Below are 20,023 nucleotides of genomic sequence, written 5' to 3'. Positions count from 1 at the left end.
TCTTGCGCATGTCCGTCCTCTCTCGGTGACGGACTCTACCTAGCTTCGAGTGGTACGGCTCAGTGGGGGCAGGTCAACACGCCTGGACCAAGCAGCCACTAAATGCCGGAATATTGAGAACGTTTCCTCTGACCGGGCCGTGGACAGGCTCCATGAGCTGCATACTGCGGTTCTTGAGGCTGTTGAGGCAGATCGGGTAGCTCAGGCCCTGCTCCAGGGTGAAGATGGCGAGGAGCTTGCGGGCACGGGTAGCGACACATGGAAGACCCTTTTCAGGGCTGCCGAAGCGTTCTCGGCGCAGGTCTACCCCCACGCCGAGCACCACCCTTCAACTGACGAAGGCGCGCATTGTGTTCTGTGCCAGCAACCACTTGCTCAAAGCGCTAGAGAGCGGCTGGAACGCTTCCGCACCTATGTTGCGAGCGAAGCAGCAACCGCACTCAATACCGCCAACACAGCGCTGTCCAATGCAGCCCAGAGAGTTGCACAAGGCAGCACCGATGTCATCGATGAAGCAACCCTTGGCGATTTGAGGGAGCTTGACGCCACCACTGCCAGCATCGTGGAAGTCCATCAGAAGGCGTGGTCTGCAAGGCAAGAGTGGACCGCACAGGCATACGCGACAGGCAACTGGAGTTGCCCACGACCTACACCTGCCCCGCAGCCCACCTTGTCTGCTGCCCTTGCCGAGAAAGCGACTGCCTGCCGAAACAAGGCCGCTGAGTTGCGCGCTGCAAGAGATCAATCACGGATCCAGACGCTTGCAAATGAGAAGGCGTTCCTGGCGGCGAAGCGAGGTTTGGCGACGGTTCTACCATTGGTCGAGCAGTATGTTCTGGATGCGCGCAAGGCCAAGCATCTGAAATCGCTGGAGGACCAACTTCAAACCAAGGCCTTATCGGTCCGAATCACCAAAATGTCCCAGCAGCACATCACAAATGAGCTGCTTAAAGCCATTCAGATGGAGCTTGGATCACTCGGGGCCAGAACACAGAAACCATCCATCAAGTCTCGAACATCATATGGCGAAAACTTGATCACACTGACGCTGGAGAACGTCAACTCGCCCCCTGGAGCCATTCTGTCAGAGGGCGAACAAAGGGCGATGGGACTGGCCATGTTCTTGGCCGAAGTGCAACTTCGGGCCGACAAGTCCACATTGGTATTTGATGATCCCTCCACCTCCCTGGATCATCGCTTCCGCAAAAGGATGGCCAGACGATTGATAGTGCTGGCCAAAGAACGGCAGGTTATCGTATTCACACATGATGCCGTGTTCCTCACAGAACTACGGATGGCCGCAAACAGTCAGGGACTAGAGCAAACGCTTAAAACAGTAGAGTGGGCGGATCAAAGGCCAGGAGCGGTCATTGAGGGCCTTGCTTGGGAGAACGACAAGTTCTTCTCACAACTAGATCGCATTCAGAAGGAATCGTCCCATCTGGCGGCGAGCTGCAATGATCAGCTCAACGATGCGGAAAGCCGTCAGGTAAGGAGTCTTTACGCAATGCTCCGCGGCGCTCTTGAGCGCGGCATCCGTGAGATTGTTCTGTTTGACACGGTTCACCCGTTTGCCGATCAGGTCAAAATCGAGAACGTCGGCGCCATCGTTGGCTTTTCTTTGGAAGACTGGAAGGCAATTGTGGATCTTCATGATGAGTGCAGTGGCGTTATCGCCGCACACGACACGCCATCAGACAGTCAGCAGGAAATTCCCCATCCGTCCGAACTTGTAGCGAAGCTTAAGGCTATCCGGCCCGTGTTCGAAGGGTGTAAGAAGCGCAACTCAGAGTTCGATATCACGACTCTTAAGCCGCATCGCGAGAAGCGGAATGCACTTCGCAAGGCCTGACTGCCCAACTTCACACCATTGAGGTTCATGTGCCGAATGGCAGAACGCACCTACACCCCCGAACAGATCAAGGTCATCGAGCACGGCGAGGGGCATGCGGTCGTCTCGGCAGTGGACGGATCGGGCAAGACGGAAACCAACTAAGGACCTGGAAGACGTTAGGCTACGAAACACCGGCGGAATGGTATTAGAAAGCTGTTGCGTCGATCAGTTGAATCCAAGGCGGAAGTTTGCCCTTCCCTACCCTCGATGAATCTTCATAACCCTCTGTCTCACCAACATCTGCTCTCGGGCAGAAGCGGAAGTTGATCCCCACCGGATAGCGGTCTCTGGGTCGGCCGAGCTAAAGCGGTCGCTACGTCAGTTGGGGTAGATTCTGCATGAATTAGGATTTAGCGATATCAGACGTAGGTAGTTATGAGCGAAAAAGAACGAAAAGAGGCTGCCGCTTCCTTGTTGAAGGACATGGAAGCTATTGCCGCCCGCATGCGCGAGCTGATCGTCGCCATGCCTCCGCATGATCTGCTCGGCTATATCTACGCCCAGCACATGATGAAATCGATAGCAGACCAAAGCGTTACTCAAGAGCAACATGAAGCCGCGGGCCCGGATGATCTGATCAACGAAAATCAGTTCCTGCTGGAGTACGTGCACGCGGTTCTCGCGGCAGATGCCGCTCCTGCGGACGTGACGTTCGACGAAGCCAAGTGCGCAGAGCTGTTTGAACTTGGCCGAAAACTGCGGGAGCAGGCCATGTTTTTCGCCATGGTCTCTTCCGCCGATACCAAAGATGGTGTCTTCGGTCCCAATACGGCCGACATAGAAGTCCGCGCGAAATCCACTTGGGTCATGCTGCGCGGGAACCGCTACCAAGTCTTGGAGGGCGAGTTCTACGGCTACGTTCTGGCACCACACAATGATGTCCTGCAAGAAACGTACGGCGTCGATGCCACCGATATCGCGGCAGGCTTCCAGGCGATGGCTGACGCAACACGTTCCGGGCAAGCCGACGCAATAATGGAGATGATGGCGCAGTTTGAGGCGGCTCAAGCTTTCGCTACGGCACAGAACAAGCCTCTGGAGGACGTTATGGAGGCATGGGTGGCGGAAAATGCGGAACAATCGAAAGCCGCCGGCCGGGCGATGGATGACATGTTTTGGGGCGGCATCGCCAACGTGAGCCGTCACACCAAGCTGCCGCCGACGCTATTGACGGACTTGGCATACCGGCGCGGAGAAGAAACCGAATTCTTTGCTGCGGGCGATTTTGCGGGAACACCCTACCGGACACTACCTGCCCGGAAGAAACCCCTAATCCAGCTTGGATCGGACTACTACGCCATCGACCCGTGCTTCACCCGCGATGCGGGATATCGTGCGCTTCTTTTCAATCTCCTTCAGCGAAGGCCGGACTACAAGAAGACCTTTGAAGAGCGGCAAAAGACGATGAGCGAAGCTGCCTTCGCCGAAATTCTTGCGGCCCAGCTTCCCGGCGCCACAGTGTTCCAGGAGGTCTACTACAAGGATCCTGCAAGCAAACAGTGGTCCGAAAACGACACCCTCATCCTAGTTGATGACGTTCTTTTCCTCGTTGAAGCCAAGGCCGGTGCAGCCGCCACCATCGCATCGCCGGCGCTTGATTTCGCCCGGCACGCCCAGTCTGTACAGGACTTAGTACTCAAGGCATACAAGCAATGTGAGCGCTTCTTCAACTATCTAGATTCGGCGGACGAAGTGCCCCTCTACCATCTGGTGGACGGCAAATACGAAGAGTGTGGCCGTGTCCGCCGCGCTGACTACCACGTGATGGTGCCAATCGGCCTGACAGTAGAGTCGTTCTCGCCGTTTTCCGCATACTGCAAGGAACTACCGCAGGTTGAGCCGCTGCTTGGAAAGCATGCGTTCGTTTCACTGTCCATCGACGAACTGTTTGTGCTCAAGCGTTTCCTGCCCACGCCCGGCGAGTTCGCCCACTACATGGAAGTGCGGCAGGCAGTGGCGGGGATGCGGCGCGCCCACCTATTCGATGAGTTCGATCACCTGGGCGCGTACCTGAAGAAGAACCGTTTTGATCAGGACATTGCCGATCAGTTGAAGGGTGACAAGGTGGACATGCTCGTCTGGGACGGCATGAGCGACATCATCGACAAAAGCTTCGAAGGTGAGGACTGGGAAAGCGGGCCGTTTCCAACGCAGCACTTCCCAGAGGAGGTGCTGAAGTTGCTTGGGGCGCTCGACGCCACCCGAGCAAGAGGATGGCTTTCCGCGGAGAGCCATATTCGTGATCTGGGAGAGGAAGGCCGAAATGATCTGGCCAAGATGCTGTCCGAACTTCGTCAGACCCTGAACAAACACCCCGCTCGCTACTTTATTCTGTCCGGGGAGGACAAGCCGCTCTTCGTTTGGCTTCAACAACACGACCACCAAGTTGACTGGGCGAGGGTGAATGACAGGGCCAGCGCAGCTGCGTTGGCCGTCAAGGCTTCTAACGTCATCGGCGTCGTGGCAGAGGTCAGTGCCGATGGAACCTATCACCGGGCGCAGTACTTCGCGGTCCACATACCGTCGGTGCGAACGGAAGAAAACGACCACATTTACGAAGACGCCGCGCAAATGGCTCACCCCAAGCGGGTGGTGAATCTTAACCAGCCAAAGATGGCTATCCCTCCCTTGAAGGCCAAAAAGCCGGGGCGGAATGAAATGTGTCCGTGCGGCAGTGGAGCAAAATTTAAAAGGTGTCATGGCCGTTAAGAGCGCACCAGGACCGTTGATCGAGCCGATTCAGAATTTTCTGTTGTTTTAGCGGCCTTTAGCGTCAGCATTCGACGGATTAGCTGAAGTTCGAAGTTTGGGAAATTGAAGGGCAGGTTTGGGTCGGAAGTCGCCCTTACCTACCCTCGATAAACATCCCTAATCCCCTGCCCTATCGATGTTCGCTTCCGGCCAAAGCGGCCTACGATCACGGCGCCGGTATCGTTTACTCGGCGCCCCAACGGCTAGCTGTTGCTGAGCGATTTCAGGTCAGCGACGAACTGCTCGGGATGCGGTGGGTGTGGTAGACCATGACCAACGGGGGCATCCTCCGCCGCGCGAGGAAATCGCCCGGCGCCCGCCGCAATGACAACGTGTACGTACGGGCCACGTGGAGATTCCGGGCGACCCTGGTGATCGTGAGGCGACAGGCTTCGGCTGGCCGGACCCGCGCGCACAGCAGACAATGGTCGCCATGAAACCCCGCGACAGACCGGCCGAAGCCACGCCGGACCTGAGGAAATACGCCTGGCTGGCCATCGTGACCGCGGTGCTGACGGTGCTGCTCAAGGGCAGCGCCTGGGCGATCACCGGCTCGGTGGGCCTGCTGTCGGACGCCGCCGAATCGATGGTCAACCTGGTGGCCGCCATCGTCGCCCTGGTCTCGCTGACCATCGCCGCCCGGCCGGCCGACGACGACCACCACTTCGGCCACAGCAAGGCGGAGTATTTCTCCGCCGCGCTGGAAGGGATCATGATCTTCGTCGCCGCGGCCTCGATCATCTACCTGGGCATCGATCGCCTGCTCAACCCCCGGCCGCTGGGATCGCTCGGCATCGGCCTCGCCGTTTCGATCATGGCCGCCGTCCTCAACGGCATCGTCGGGCGGATCCTGATCAAGGTCGGCACGCGCCACCGCTCCATCACCCTGCGCGCCGACGGCAAGCACCTGATGGCCGACGTGTACACCTCGGTCGGGGTCGTGGTGGGCCTGGGGTTGGCGTGGCTGACAGGCTGGAACTGGCTGGATCCGGTGATCGCGATCCTGGTGGGCGTGAACATCCTGGTTGTCGGCTACCGGCTGATGTCCGAATCCGCCTCCGGCCTGATGGACGCGACCCTGTCCCCCGAGGACGACGCCCGGATCCAGGCCATCCTGGACGCGCACGCCGAACCGGGCCGGATCGAATTCCACGCCGTGCGCACGCGCGAGTCCGGGGCCCGCCAGTTTATGGAGATGCACATGCTGGTGCCCGGCGACTGGACGGTGCTGCGCGGGCATGACGCCATGGAAGACCTGGTGGAGAAGATCGTGGCGGAGTTTCCCGCCATGCGCGTGACCGGGCACCTGGAACCGGTCTCCGATCCCCGCAGCTACGAAGACATGGCCCTGTAGCCGAAAAGCGGGAGGCGACGTTGGGTCAGGCAGGCGACGAAGACCCGCGGCTCGATCCCCCGTGCGTTGTCACTGTATTCATCCGGAGTTATATCCGCACGTATACTAAGGCGCATGCCTTTCCGCGCGCTCCTGATGCGGTTGTTCCTGGTCGTTGCCTTGCTCGCCAACGGTCCGGGCATCGCTGGCGCGTCCATGCACATGGAGCACGTGCGCGACTCCGCCGGTGACGTCACCTCGGCACCGACAGCAGCCGAGGCCATGGCGGCCTGCCATGGAGGAGCAGCGGCTGCTACGGGGGCCAATGAGCACCATCACCCCCAGGCCACTGACGAGGCCGGAGCGGTATCGCCGTGGGACGACTGCTGTGAGGCGGGTAATTGCTGCCCCTGCATGCACCATTGCGCAGCGGCGCTCGCCGGGTCGGCACTCGCCGATTTCACCATCCGGTACCGGCACACCGCCGAACCGTTCCTGTCGGTGCACGCGTCCGCGGCCCTGACCAATCTCTTCCGACCTCCGATCGGCTAAGTGTCCCTGCGCGCCTTCCGAGGCGCTGATGGATCCTGTCCGCTGCTCCGCACTGACAGGGTAATGCTCGTCCCGCGAGCCTTCGACCTTTCCCGGAGTTCCCATGTCATCCGATTCTTTCGGCCGTGCCGAGGGGCTGTCTGCCCCGTCGCGCCGCCGCTTCGTCCAGGGCCTTGCTGTTGGCGGGGCCGTCGCAACCTTGGGCCTGTGGCCCCGTTCCAGCTGGGCCGTCAAGGCCGAGGGCCTGCCCAACGTGCTCTCGGGCAGCGAATTCGACCTGACCATCGGCGAGACGCCGATGAACTTCACCGGCGCCACGCGCCCCGCGATCACAGTCAACGGATCGATTCCCGCACCCTTGCTGCGCTGGCGGGAAGGCACCACCGTCAACCTGCGGGTCCGCAATGCCCTGCCCCGCGGCTCGATCCATGGCGAGCAGGCGTCGATCCACTGGCACGGCATCCTGCTGCCGGCCGACATGGACGGCGTGCCCGGGCTGAGCTTCAACGGCATCAACCGTGGCGAGACCTACCAGTACCGCTTCAACGTCGTGCAGGGCGGCACCTACTGGTACCACAGCCATTCCGGCTTCCAGGAGCAGGCCGGTCTCTACGGGCCACTGGTGATCGAGCCGCTGGAACCCGAGCCCTTCGCCTATGACCGCGATTACGTGGTCATGCTCAGCGACTGGACCGACCTCGATCCGAAGCGCCTGTTCGCCAGGCTCAAGAAGCGGTCTGACTTCGACAACTTCTCCAAGCAGACGGTCGGCGACTTCTTCGACGACGTGAAGCAGCACGGCCTGGCCGCTACGGTCGAGGACCGCAAGATGTGGGGCCAGATGCGGATGACGCCGACCGACCTGTCGGACGTCAACGGCAACACCTATACCTTCCTCATGAACGGCACGACCTCGCTCGGCAACTGGACCGGGCTGTTCCGGTCGGGCGAGAAGGTCCGCCTCCGTTTCATCAACGGGTCGGCAATGACGTACTTCGATGTGCGCATCCCGGGCCTGAAGATGACGGTGGTCGCGGCCGATGGACAGTACGTCCGCCCGGTCACGGTCGATGAGTTCCGCATCGCCACCGCTGAAACGTTCGACGTCATTGTCGAGCCGACCGGGCAGGATGCGTTCACCATTTTTGCCCAGGACAGCGGCCGCACGGGATACATCAGCGGAACACTCGCCGTCAGGGAAGGCTTGCGGGCGCCGGTGCCGGACGTCGACCCCAAGCCACTCCTCACCATGGACGACATGGGCCACGGCGGGATGGGTGGCGGCGGTCACGACATGTCTTCGATGTCGCACGGTGCGATGGCCGGCGGTGCCATGGCCGGAATGGACCACAGCGGTCACGACATGTCGTCGATGGCAGCAGGCACGGCCGCCGGAGGGAGCATGGCCGGGATGGACCACGGTGCCGGCGGGATGCAGGAGCATCCAGCCACCGAAACCGGCAACCCGCTGGTCGACATGCAGACGATGGCCCCTGTGCCGAGACTCGATGATCCGGGCATTGGCTTACGCGGCAACGGCCGACGCGTACTGACCTACGGCGATCTGCGCAGCACGTTCCCCGACCCCGACGGGCGCGCGCCCGGCCGCACGGTCGAGCTGCACCTGACCGGTCACATGGAGCGCTTTGCATGGTCGTTCGATGGAGTGAAGTTCGCTGACGCCGAACCCCTGCGTCTGAAGTACGGCGAGCGCATGCGAGTCGTCTTGGTCAACGACACGATGATGTCGCACCCGATCCATCTGCACGGCATGTGGAGCGACCTCGAGGACGAGTCCGGCAACTTCATGGTGCGCAAGCACACCATCGACATGCCGCCTGGTACGAAGCGGGCCTTTCGCGTGCGCGCCGACGCGCTGGGTCGCTGGGCGTTCCATTGCCACCTGCTTTACCACATGGAAGCCGGCATGTTCCGCGAAGTGCGGGTGGAGGAATGAACGCCATGAGCCGTTCCAATCGTCACTCCCTAGCCATCGGCCTGACGTCCGTACTCGTTCTCGCAACTGGTTGCGCCCCGGCGTGGGCGCAGGAGACGGACCACGCCGCACACCATCCGGCAGCCAAGCCGGCTGCGTCACCATCGTCGCCAAGGCCCGCGGATCCGCACGCCGGCCATCTACCGACTTCACCGGACAAGAGTTCCGACGATCACGGGACGATGAACCACGGGAACATGCGGCACGGAGCTGCGAATCCTGCCGACAGCGAACACACCGGGATGGACCACTCCACGATGGACCACTCCACGATGGATCACTCCGGGATGGATCACTCCGGGATGGATCACTCCGGGATGGATCACTCCGGGATGGATCACTCCGGGATGGATCACTCCGGAATGGATCACTCCGGCATGGATCACTCCGGCATGGATCACTCGGGCATGGATCACGCTTCCATGGGCCATCAACCTGGTGTCAGCGAGGATCTGCCGCCGACGGCCGAGCCGCGCGAGCCAATCCCGGTTGTCACGCCGACAGATCGGGCTGCGGCGTTCCCGGACCTCGACGAGCACCTGATGCATGGTGAATCGATCAATTCCTACTGGGCGCTTGACCGGCTAGAGGCGTGGGACGCGGACGAGGACGGCACCGGCATGGCCTGGGAAGCACAAGGCTGGGTGGGTTCCGACTTGAACCGGCTCTGGCTGCGCAGCGAGGGCGAGCGTGCAGGTGGATCCACCGAGTCGGCGGATGTGGAAGTGCTGTACGGCCGAGCGATCGCCCGATGGTGGGACGCAGTCGCTGGTGTCCGCCATGACTTCGCCTTCGGCGGCGGGCCGTCGCGCACCTATGCCGCGCTCGGTGTGATCGGTCTTGCGCCGTACAAATTCGAAGTCTCCGCGACGGCCTACCTAGGCGAGTCCGGTCAGCTCGGGGTAGGTGCGGAAGCCGAATACGAAATGCTGTTCACCAACCGGCTGATCGGCCAGTGGCTGGTCGAAGGCGAGGCCTGGAGCAAGGACGATCCGGCGGTGGGAATCGGCAGTGGGCTGAGCAAGGTCGAAGCCGGTTTCCGCTTGCGCTACGAGTTCCATCGGCAGTTCGCTCCCTACGTCGGGGTGGTGTGGGAGCGTGCCTACGGGGGCACGGCGGACCAACGTCGCGCGCAGTCCGGTGACATCGACGACACCCGGATCGTCGCCGGCGTTCGAATCTGGTTCTGATGGGAGAACATACATGCAACCGAAGACACGCAAGCGTGTTTGGTTGATCGGGGTTCCGCTGGTTGTCGTGGCCGGTACGGCGGGCTTCATGTGGGGCGGCGTGTACAACGTCGCCGCCGATGACATGCACACGAAGCCCGTGCATTTCCTGCTCGAAACCGCACGCGAGCGCTCCATCGTGGCACGTCTGGGACAGCTGGACGTGCCGTCGGATTTGGACGATCGCACACGGATCGTCCAGGGCGCGGGCAATTATGCGGCCATGTGCGCAGGGTGCCACTTGGCTCCGTCGATGGCCGAAACCGAGTTGAGCCAAGGCCTGTATCCCACGCCTCCAGACCTCAGCAAACACAAGGTCGACGTGGCCAAAGCGTTCTGGGTGATCAAGCACGGGATCAAGGCTAGCGGCATGCCCGCCTGGGGCAAGAACATGGGGGACGAGTACATCTGGAACATGGCCGCGTTCCTGCAGGTGCTGCCCACGCTCGACGCGACTGCGTACAAGGAACTTGTCGACAGCAGCGAGGGCCATTCGCATGGCGGCGGCGAGACGCAAGGCCACCATGACGACGAAAAGGCCGAGGATCACCCTGCCCCATCCGAGCCGGGCAACAACTCCATGCCGCATGCGCACCCGCCGGGCGTGGACGACGATCACCACGGCCCGACACTCAGCGACACGGAAGTCGGGTTGGTGGACCACCGCCTTCCCAACGGCAAGGTGGAGTCGCACCCTGCACCACACACGCCCGTGGCCGGTGACGGCCATGCGCACACCCATTGATCTCCTTGGAGCCCACGCAATGAACGCAACAGCAATCTCGTTCACCCTCGCACTGGCACTGGCCGTCGTGTCCCCCGCAATGGCGCAGGCGACACAGCCGCACGCACATCACCCCGCTGCCGCGGCATCTGCGGACGTCGACGTCCCAGTCACTGCAGAGGCCGCGGTCGCCGTAGCGGAGCGTTTCAACAGCGCCCTGTCTAGCGGCGATCTGGCCACGGTCGAAGCCCTGCTCGCTGCCGACGTTCTCATCCTCGAGTCCGGGGGCGCCGAACACAGCCGCGAGGAATACATGGGCCATCACGCAGTCAGCGATGCGGCGTTCCTCAAGGGCGCCCATCGCCAGCTGCTCCGTCAGCGTGCACGAACCGCTGGCGAGTTCGCGTGGGTCGGAACCGAAAGCGAGCTGCACGCCCAGAAGGACGGCAAGCCACTGACCGTCCAGAGCACCGAAACGATGGTGCTGAAGCAGACCGCCGACGGCTGGCGGATCGTCCACATCCACTGGTCCTCGCGGACCAAGCGCTGAGTCGAGAGTTTGAAATGACTACGCTCAGATTGCACCGCCTGACTTTTGTGGTCCTTGCCGTGGCTGGTCTGGGTGCTTGCACCCAGGATGCTTCATCCGCGCAACCCACAACCTCGCCCTCCGCACAGGTTGTCGTCCAATCAGCCGACGCGACTCCAGCAGCCCTGCCACGCATGACCGTCCACAAGACCCCGACCTGCGGGTGCTGCGGTGCCTGGATCGACCACGTGCAGAAGGCGGGCTTCACCGTGGATGTGCACGACATGGATGACCTGGGGCCGCTCAAGGAGCGGCTGGGTGTCCCCTATGCAAAGGGCTCCTGCCACACGGCCGAGATCGGCGGATACGTCATCGAAGGCCACGTCCCGGCCGCGGACATCAAGCGTCTCCTCGAAGAAAAGCCGGACGCACGCGGCCTGGTCCTCCCAGGGATGCCGCTTGGTTCTCCCGGCATGGAGGTTCCGGAGGGGCGACAGCAGCCGTACACGGTCGAGCTGGTCCATCGCGACGGAACCACTGAACCGTTCGCACAGCACTGATCCGTCGCAGCAACAGGGGGCGGTGTTGCGGGCGCGCCAATTCTCGCCCGCAAGGAAGAAGGAGAACCACATGACTCACCATTCCGCCGCACACCGGTCCCAGGCCATGAACGAGTGCATCGACAACTGCACGCAGTGTCATGACATCTGCCTGGAGACCATCAACTACTGCCTGACCAAAGGAGGTGCCCACGCGACCCCAGAGCACATTGCACTACTTGCGACGTGTGCCGATATCTGCGCAACCAGTGCCGACGCGATGCTGCGCGGTGCCAGCGCTCACGACGTGGTTTGCGGTGCCTGCGCGGAGATCTGCCGCCAGTGCGCCGATGCATGCGACGCCATGAACGACCCGGAGATGGCGCGCTGCGCCGAAGTTTGTCGCCGTTGCGCGGAAAGCTGCAGCGCCATGGCGGCTTGACGCGTCGAGGATCCCGCCTGAGCGGCGGGATCCTCATCTCAAATATCAAAAGCTGACCAACCGTGGTTTCGGTGACAGCCCGACACCTAACGCTTGTCGCATCGAACACAGCGCGGCCCTCCCGAACGGGGCTTTGCATCACATTCGCAATGAGGATTTATCCATATGAAGTCGTCCAACGTCATTCGCTCCTTCGCGCTCGTCCTCGCAATCGCGGCCGGGCAGTTTTCGCTGCAGGTCGCGCACGCCCACGCCGCGCTGCAGCAGTCCACACCGGCGGCAAATGCGGTGGTGGCCTCGCCAGGCCAGATCGATCTCGTGTTCAACGAGACATTGATTCCGCGGGCGTCGCGTCTCAAGTTGCTCATGAAGCACGGCAGTTCCACCATGCCGATCGAGAATTTCACGACCGAGATCGTCAACAACGGCAAGACCCTGCGTGCCAAGTTGCCTGGACCGCTGGCTCCGGGCGTCTATACCGTGGAATACCGCGCCGTGGGAGGCGACAACCACCCCATGACGGGCAATTTCAGCTTCACGGTGCGCTGAGGAGCCACAAATGTTCGACCTGTCGGCTTATGCACTGAGATTCCTGGAATACCTTGTTCTCATGGTGCTTTTCGGGGTTCCACTGTTCGGTTGGTACGGTTCGCGTCGATCGACACTCGCCGACGCCTTGGCCGGGTGGCCACTCATGGGCGTTCTATTGGTGAGTGCCGCCGTCGGTACTGTGCTCACCGGGGCCGATATCGTTCTCAAAACCGCGGGCATCATGGGAATGCCGGTTGCCGACGTTGATCGCGCATCGCTTGGCTGGTATCTGCTCGAGACGTCCGCGGGCCGGGCAGCCATGGCGAGAGGCGCGCTGCTGGTCGCCCTGATGTTCGTGCTCGGATGGCATCGTCGCCGCGGGAAGGTGGAGACCGCCTTCCCGCTGGCGGCGACGCTGGCGGGCGGCGCACTCGCTTCTCTGGCATGGAACGGCCACGCGGCCGCTGGTGAGGGCGTGGCAGGCGCGGTCCGGCTTGCTGCGGGCCTTGTCCATCTTCTTGCGGCAGGCGGCTGGATCGCAGCGGTCCTGATGTTCCTGGGGATGCTCCTGCGCGGCAAGGAGGCCTCCGGCAGCGGGCGTCTGCGATCAACGTATGACTATCTGCATGGATTTTCGACGCTGGGAACGATTTTCGTTGCCGCGCTCGTCGTGTCCGGCATCGTGCACTACGGGGATCTCACCGCGTGGTCGTTTTCGGCCCTGTTTCAGAGCACCTACGGGAAGTTCCTGCTGTTCAAACTGGCTCTGTTCGGCGGAATGCTGGGCCTAGGGGCGCTGCACCGATGGACGCTGGTGCCGCGCCTGGGACGGGCGCTGACCAGCGGAGAACCTGCACAGGAGGCGCGTGCTTTGCGGCAAAGTGTTACGGCTGAGGCCGCGCTAGCCATCTTGATCCTGATTGTTGTTTCAGTTCTCGGGACGCTCAGCCCCGAATAGCTGTTTAGCCCGCAATGGCACACTGCTTTGGCAGTCCATCTCCAGTAAAGCGAGCATCGGCATGAACTCACCGTCGTCCCATGACCATCACCATTCCACAGGCGAAGCCCCTGTCGAGACTGCGGATGGACGGGTAACCGACCCGGTCTGTGGCATGCAGGTAGATCCCGCCACCACGCCGCATCATGCGGACCACGCCGGCGCCCATTTTCACTTCTGCTCGGAGCGATGCCGCGCGAAGTTCGTGGCTGATCCCGAGCGCTACTTGACGTCCCGGGATGAGCCTGAGGTGGCCCAGCCCGGCGCCATCTACACCTGCCCGATGCACCCTGAAGTCCGGCAACAGGGTCCGGGTAACTGTCCTTTCTGCGGCATGGCGCTGGAGCCGGAAATGCCGAGCCTGGAGGACGATGACAATCCGGAACTTCGCGACTTCTCGCGCCGGTTCTGGTGGACGCTTCCGCTGACGGTGGTGACGCTGGTGCTGGCCATGTTCGGCCAGTACCTCCCGCGTGTCGTGCTGGACGACGTGCAGATCCTGCCCTTGTCGATCGACGTGCAGACCTGGGTCGAGCTGGTCCTGACCACACCGGTCGTGCTGTGGGCCGGCTGGCCGTTCTTCGAGCGCTGCGTGCAGTCGATCCGCAACCGCAGCCCGAACATGTTCACCCTCATCGGGATTGGCGTTGCGGCCGCCTTTGGCTACAGCCTGGTCGCCACGCTGGCACCCGGCTTGTTCCCGCCGTCGTTTACCGAGCATGGGCGCGTCGGCGTGTATTACGAGGCGGCGGCAGTGATTGTGTCGCTGACGCTGCTCGGCCAGATGCTGGAACTGCGGGCGCGTTCGAAAACGTCCGCGGCGATCAAGGGCCTGCTTGGTCTGGCGCCCAAGGAAGCCCGGCGGGTCAATGCCGACGGCACCGAGGAAGACATCCCGCTGACCCACGTGCATGTCGGCGACCACCTGCGCGTGCGACCCGGCGAAAAGGTGCCGGTGGATGGCGAAGTGGTGGAAGGCCGCTCCAGCGTCGACGAGTCGATGCTCACGGGCGAACCGATTCCGGTCGAGAAGACGGCCGGCGACCAGGTCATCGGCGCGACCCAGAACGGCACCGGTGCGCTGGTGATCCGCGCCGCCAAGGTGGGTTCCGACACCGTCCTCTCGCAGATCGTGCAGCTGGTCGCGCAGGCGCAGCGTTCCCGCGCGCCGATGCAGCGTATGGCCGACACCGTCGCCTACTGGTTCGTGCTCGCGGTGCTGGCGATCGCGGTGGCCACCTTCTTCATTTGGGGCATCTTCGGCCCGGAGCCCGCTTGGACCTACGCCGTGCTGAACGCGGTTTCGGTGCTGATCATCGCCTGCCCCTGCGCACTGGGCCTGGCGACGCCGATGTCGATCATGGTTGCCACGGGCAAGGCGGCACAGGTGGGCGTGCTGTTCCGCGATGCCGAAGCCATCGAGCATATGCGCCGCATCGACACCCTGATCGTCGACAAGACCGGCACCCTCACCGATGGGCGCCCGGCCTTCAAGGAAGTCGTGGCCTTCGAGGGCTTCGACGCCGACCAGGTGCTGCACCTGGCGGCCAGCCTGGACCAGGGCAGTGAGCATCCGCTGGCCGACGCCATCGTCGCCGAGGCCCGACGCCGGAACTTCGAGTTCGACCGCGTGGAGGACTTCGACTCGGTGACCGGCATGGGTGTGCGCGGAACCGTCGCCGGTCACGCGCTTGCGTTGGGCAATACCGCACTCATGGATGATATGGGCGCCGATCCCGGTGCGCATCTCGACGTCGCCGAGCGTCTGCGCCGCGAGGGTGCTAGCGCCATGTTCCTCGCCGTGGACGGTCGCTTGGCGGGTCTGATCGCGGTCGCAGACCCGATCAAGGCGTCGGCCGCGACCGCCATCAATGAGCTGCACGCCGCCGGGCTGCGCATCATCATGGCCACCGGCGACGGGCTCACCACCGCACGGGCTGTGGCCACCGAACTGGGCCTGGACGAAGTGCATGGCGAGGTCCGCCCCGAGGACAAGGCCGAGCTGGTGCAGCGCCTCAAGCGCGAGGGCCGGCGGGTGGCGATGGCGGGCGACGGCATCAACGATGCGCCCGCGCTGGCCGCGGCCGACGTCGGCATTGCCATGGGCACGGGCACCGACGTCGCGATGTCGAGCGCGCAGATCACCCTGGTCAAGGGCGACCTGCGCGGCATCCTGCGCGCCCGGAAGATCTCTCAGGCCACCGTGGCCAACATGAAGCAGAACCTCACCTTCGCCTTCGTCTACAACGCGCTGGGGGTTCCAATCGCGACCGGGGTGCTCTACCCCGCGTTCGGGATTCTGCTGAGCCCGATGGTTGCGGCGCTCGCCATGAGCCTGAGCTCGGTATCGGTGGTGGCCAATGCCCTTCGCCTGGCGAAGTCCGCGTCGGTCCCGGCGGGACCGACGACGAATGCACCAGACCAGGTGCCGGGCCTGGCCCGGACTTGACACGGATCAGTTGCACCGTCCCCGGCAAGAGCTAAGCTCCCGTCATGGCCCGCCTTCGCCACCGGAAATGGTTCCAGCGCACCGTCCTCCTCGCGATGGCGGCGCTGCTCTGGTCCCAGTTCGCGTTAGCCGGACATGGCGAGTGCCTGGATCTCCCAGGTTCGCCGGCCGCACTCGTTACTGCCGCCAGCGACGCCCGACACAACCACGGCCACGACTGCGATGCCTTGCTCCCCTCGGCGAGCAAGGCGCTGTGCGACGCACACTGCACCGAAGGTGACATCTCGGCGGACAGTGGGCGCATCCCTCCGGTCCCGCCGCTGCTCGCCGGCGCCTGGCACCCCTGGTTCGCGGTGGCTGATGTCGCGAATGGCTCCCAGGTGGCCACGTCCCCCTGGGTCGACTCGCCCCCCAGACCCGCTTGGCACCGACCAACTGCCCATCCAGCGGCCCTCCTGCTGATTTGATGCCCGAACGCTGACTGCCCCGCACCTCCTGTGCGGCGCAGTGCTCTGCGTTCGTGCCGTGCTGCATCACGGCATGTGCTCCTGCCCCCGTCCGAGCGACCTGCGTCGCGTCGGCCCAAGGACACTGACATGGCATCCCCGTTCAAGCGTTTGCAGGCCAGGCGCCTGCACCCTCGTCCCCTGCTCCACCCCAGGCACGCGCTCCGGCACCTGATGTCCTGCCTGCTCGCAGGCGCCCTATGGTGTTGGCGCGCAGCCTGGGTCAGTTTTAAGTGCGCGCCAACAGCTTCGCGTGGCCGCGTCGGTCCAGCGCGACGCTGAACATCCGATCGCGCAGGCGCTGATGACCAGCGCCAAGGAACATGGCATCGACGTTCCGATGTCGCAGGACTTCGAGTCCATGCCGGGACGCGGCGTGCGCGCAGTCGTCGAGGAGCGCTCGCTCCACGTTGGCGGGCCGGGTCTGTTGAGAATGCTCGCGGTCGAACCGCCGGAGACGCTTCGGCGGGCTGCCGAATCAGCGGCAGCCGATGGTCAATCTGCAACCTACCTGGTGGAAGGCGACCGGGTGCTCGCCGTGTTCGCGATCGCTGACGCCATCCGTCCCGAATCGTTCGATGCGGTCAAGCGTCTGCACGACAACGGACTGGAGGTTGTGCTGCTGACTGGTGATTCCACCGCAGTCGGCAATGCGGTCGGGAAGGAGCTCAATATCGACACCGTCTTCGCCGAGGTCCTGCCAGAGGACAAGGTGGCAAAGATCGAGGAACTGCAGGCCCAAGGGAAGCGCGTCGCGATGGTGGGCGACGGCGTCAATGACGCGCCGGCGCTGCTCACAGCCGACGTCGGCATCGCCATCGGCACAGGGACGGATGTCGCGGTCGAGGCTGGCGACGTCGTACTTGTGCGCAGCGACCCGCGCGACGTCCCTGCGATCATTGCATTGAGCAAGGCGACCTATCGCAAGATGATCCAGAACCTGTGGTGGGCCGCCGGGTACAACATCGTCGCCATCCCGCTCGCTGCCGGCGTTCTCGCTGCATGGGGGGTCATGCTGCAACCCGCGCTTGGTGCAGTGCTCATGTCGCTGAGCACCATCGTGGTGGCGATCAATGCGCAGCTGTTGCGCCGGGCGGTACGGTCCCCATGAACATGAACTGGCGACACCTATGACCACGCGCCGGCTTCTGGCACTCAACGTTGGCTCGTCCACCCTCAAGGGCGCGTGCTATCTGTTGCACGCTGAGGGGCCAGGCGCGCAGCCACGCGTCGTGGAGCGCTCCCGGGCCGAGATTGCCGTCGGCGCGGATGCGCAAGAGCGACTTGCCACCCTGCTCGAAATATTGTCGATACCGGCGCCCGGCCCCGACGTGGTGGCCACCGAATCGTACATGGCGGCGACCTGCGCAACGCCAGCGAGCTCGACGAAGATGTACTTGCGAAACTGGATGCCTTGGTGCCATTCGCACCCTTGCACCAGCCGGTCGCCCTCGCGTTCGCGCGTGCCGCGCGCCTGCGTTGGCCGCAAGCCCGCCAGGGCGTGGCCTTCGACACGGACTTCCACGTGACACTCGCACCCTGGAGCCAGCGCCTGCCCATCCCCGAAGCATGGGATGCGCTGGGCGTCCGCCGCTACGGTTTCCACGGACTCGCCTTCGCCTCTGCACTGCGAGTCGTGGCCAGCCAGGACGCCGGAATCCTGCGGAGCCGCGCCGTCTTCGCGCATCTGGGGGGGGTGGTTGCAGCGTCTGCGCCGTCGAGGACGGTCGGAGCCGCGACACCACCATGGCGCTCACTCCGCTGGGGGGAATCCCGAGCCCTACCCGCTCCGGGAATCTCGATCCCGGTGCGTTGCTGTACCTGCTCAGGCACGAACGGCTGGACGCGCAAGCGATTGAAGATGGTTTGTCCCGCACTGCAGGTCTTGCCGGCATCGCCGGGCACGGCGATATGCGCGTGCTGCTTGCCGATCCTGGCCCGCAGGCCCAGCTTGCCGTGGACCTCTTCGCAGTCCGGATCGCGCAGTCCATCGCGGCCATGGCCACGGGAATCGGCGGACTCGACCATGTCGTCTTTTCCGGCGGCATCGGCCACCGCGCGCCGGGTCTGCGGGCGCGGATCATCGCGCGCTTGGGCTGGCTTGGCCTGGCGCTGGCACCTGACGACAACGATGCTGGGGCCACGCGGATCGATGCCGCGAGCGGGCCGGCCATCTGGAACGTCGCGATCGATGAGGAACGCGAGCTGGCCGAATCAGCATTGGCCTGGCTGTAGTCCACGGCATACCGCCAGGGCGGCCCCAGCCAGGATTACTCGCCGATCAGTGGCGTCGTGAGCACCGCTGCGAATCCACCACCTGGGGTGCGCATGTTCGTAGTCTGGCCCTGATAAAGCCGGGCCGCGAACAACAGCACACCCGCCTCGGACGCGAAGCAGCGCACGTCCGCCTTGAGGGACTGGCCCCCATGCACGATCCGCATGCTCGGTGGCGCGAAGGCCTGTGCGATGTAGGTCGCCGACGCCATCGACTCCCACGTTCGCCGGGTGAGCTTGTCGCCCCGATAGCTGCCACGGCTGCCGAACCCTGCTGCAGGCTTGAAGAAGTAGCCGTTGCGCGCTGCCCACAACGCATCCCGGTTCGCGGGCACGAGTTCGACCGTGGGCGGGATCACCTGGCCCAGCAGTGCCGTCGAACCCGCATCGACCCCGAACCCGCCGAGAAGAGCCGGGTCCCCGAGCACCGCAAGGTTGCGCTTGTCGGCAAACAGCGCGTGTGCTCGGGGATGCGGCATCAGCGCGACGTCCCCTGCCAGGTAAGCCTCACGAATGTCTGCATGCGAGGCATCCTCGAGCGCGAAATCGGTCAACCGGTTGTAGACAGTGTCGATTCGACCGTGGGCATCCTCAAGCCCGTCCGAACCAAATGACAAATCCTCGGGAGCGCTGATCACGCAGTCCACGCCATGGTCCCGAAACGCGTTCGCGTACAGCTCAAACTCGGGGTAAAGGAACTGCGCTCGCGGAGTGCTGTCCACGATGGCCAGGCGCGACGGCGTGCGCCCGGATTGCTGCCGAGCATCCTCCATCCAGGCCGTGACGGCCGCATCACGCGCTTGGGCCGCGTTGGTCCAGGTGGCCCATGCTGGCGGCGCGCAAGACCGCACGGCATCGAGCAACAAGGCATTGAGGAGCAGACCGCCTGGATTGGTGTTGACCTCGATCAGCCGCGGCCCATCGACCGTCAGGTGAAAGTCCAGACCCAGGACGCCCCCCGCAGAACCCGGATCATGGGTTGCAATGTCAGGGGCCCATTGCAGGACCCGTTGGCTATATCCCGGGTTTCCTGCGACGTCGAAGACCGCCGCCGCGACTCGTCCCATGGCCTCCAACGCGGGCCGATCAACGAACAAGGCATAGGGTGAAAATAAGTGCGCGTGTACGGCGGGATCAGTCGTGAACTCCGGAAAGGCACCCCGGATCGACTCGTGCAGACGGAGGATGTCGACCACTTCGCATGCACACCGCTGGTTGAGCGGCGCGCTTTCCAGGGTGGCACAGTCGATCTCGCAGCCTGTCTGTCCAACCATTAT

Annotated in this window: 16 protein-coding genes; 15 read left to right on the top strand and 1 reads right to left on the bottom strand. The window is 63.5% G+C overall.

Annotation, left to right across the window (positions count from 1 at the left end; all coding sequences use genetic code 11):
- The first annotated feature begins 139 nt into the window (after positions 1-139).
- The 15 genes from PQS31_RS16900 to PQS31_RS16830 all read left to right on the top strand — a co-directional run bounded on the left by PQS31_RS16900 (position 140) and on the right by PQS31_RS16830 (position 18,707).
- A complete protein-coding gene (locus PQS31_RS16900; protein WP_272764005.1) occupies positions 140-1,852 on the top strand; it encodes an AAA family ATPase in 1,713 nt (570 codons plus the stop codon).
- 417 nt (positions 1,853-2,269) lie between these two features.
- Positions 2,270-4,603, top strand: a complete 2,334-nt coding sequence (locus tag PQS31_RS16895; RefSeq protein WP_272764004.1) for an SEC-C domain-containing protein — start codon at positions 2,270-2,272, stop codon at positions 4,601-4,603.
- Positions 4,604-4,994: 391 nt separating this feature from the next.
- Positions 4,995-5,999 (top strand): cation diffusion facilitator family transporter, encoded by a 1,005-nt coding sequence (locus tag PQS31_RS16890; RefSeq protein ID WP_272764003.1) that lies wholly within the window; start codon positions 4,995-4,997, stop codon positions 5,997-5,999.
- Between the two features lie 114 nt (positions 6,000-6,113).
- Positions 6,114-6,530 carry a CopL family metal-binding regulatory protein gene (locus PQS31_RS16885; protein ID WP_141480882.1) on the top strand — a complete coding sequence of 139 codons (417 nt, stop codon included), beginning with the start codon at positions 6,114-6,116 and terminating at the stop codon, positions 6,528-6,530.
- 103 nt (positions 6,531-6,633) lie between these two features.
- A complete protein-coding gene (locus tag PQS31_RS16880) occupies positions 6,634-8,487 on the top strand; it encodes a copper resistance system multicopper oxidase (RefSeq protein ID WP_272764002.1) in 1,854 nt (617 codons plus the stop codon).
- A 5-nt stretch (positions 8,488-8,492) separates the two neighbouring features.
- Positions 8,493-9,716 carry a copper resistance protein B gene (locus PQS31_RS16875; protein ID WP_272764001.1) on the top strand — a complete coding sequence of 408 codons (1,224 nt, stop codon included), beginning with the start codon at positions 8,493-8,495 and terminating at the stop codon, positions 9,714-9,716.
- A 13-nt stretch (positions 9,717-9,729) separates the two neighbouring features.
- Entirely contained in the window at positions 9,730-10,500 is a 771-nt protein-coding gene (locus tag PQS31_RS16870) for a cytochrome c (protein ID WP_096009493.1), read from the top strand.
- Entirely contained in the window at positions 10,484-11,029 is a 546-nt protein-coding gene (locus PQS31_RS16865; protein WP_272764000.1) for a nuclear transport factor 2 family protein, read from the top strand. The genes PQS31_RS16870 and PQS31_RS16865 overlap by 17 nt, the downstream gene beginning before the upstream one ends.
- Before the next feature lie 173 nt (positions 11,030-11,202).
- Positions 11,203-11,568, top strand: coding sequence for a DUF411 domain-containing protein (locus tag PQS31_RS16860; protein ID WP_037072879.1), 366 nt, complete (start codon positions 11,203-11,205; stop codon positions 11,566-11,568).
- A gap of 70 nt (positions 11,569-11,638) precedes the next feature.
- A complete protein-coding gene (locus PQS31_RS16855; RefSeq protein ID WP_024867865.1) occupies positions 11,639-11,989 on the top strand; it encodes a four-helix bundle copper-binding protein in 351 nt (116 codons plus the stop codon).
- Positions 11,990-12,154: 165 nt separating this feature from the next.
- Positions 12,155-12,538 (top strand): copper homeostasis periplasmic binding protein CopC, encoded by a 384-nt coding sequence (gene copC, locus PQS31_RS16850; protein ID WP_272763999.1) that lies wholly within the window; start codon positions 12,155-12,157, stop codon positions 12,536-12,538.
- A 10-nt stretch (positions 12,539-12,548) separates the two neighbouring features.
- Positions 12,549-13,478, top strand: coding sequence for a copper homeostasis membrane protein CopD (gene copD, locus PQS31_RS16845; protein ID WP_096009495.1), 930 nt, complete (start codon positions 12,549-12,551; stop codon positions 13,476-13,478).
- A 61-nt stretch (positions 13,479-13,539) separates the two neighbouring features.
- Positions 13,540-15,966 carry a heavy metal translocating P-type ATPase gene (locus tag PQS31_RS16840; RefSeq protein ID WP_272763997.1) on the top strand — a complete coding sequence of 809 codons (2,427 nt, stop codon included), beginning with the start codon at positions 13,540-13,542 and terminating at the stop codon, positions 15,964-15,966.
- 759 nt (positions 15,967-16,725) lie between these two features.
- Positions 16,726-17,583 (top strand): HAD-IC family P-type ATPase, encoded by an 858-nt coding sequence (locus tag PQS31_RS16835; RefSeq protein ID WP_272763996.1) that lies wholly within the window; start codon positions 16,726-16,728, stop codon positions 17,581-17,583.
- 158 nt (positions 17,584-17,741) lie between these two features.
- Positions 17,742-18,707: a hypothetical protein gene (locus tag PQS31_RS16830; protein ID WP_336314361.1), complete on the top strand. Its 966-nt coding sequence runs from the start codon at positions 17,742-17,744 to the stop codon at positions 18,705-18,707.
- Positions 18,708-18,742: 35 nt separating this feature from the next.
- Here PQS31_RS16830 and PQS31_RS16825 read toward each other — a convergent pair whose 3' ends face one another.
- Positions 18,743-20,020 (bottom strand): hypothetical protein, encoded by a 1,278-nt coding sequence (locus PQS31_RS16825; RefSeq protein ID WP_272763994.1) that lies wholly within the window; start codon positions 20,018-20,020, stop codon positions 18,743-18,745.
- Positions 20,021-20,023: the final 3 nt, after the last annotated feature.

This window comes from Luteimonas sp. BLCC-B24, assembly GCF_028550595.1.
GTDB lineage: Bacteria > Pseudomonadota > Gammaproteobacteria > Xanthomonadales > Xanthomonadaceae > Luteimonas.
This window is presented reverse-complemented; position numbering and strand designations above follow the sequence as displayed.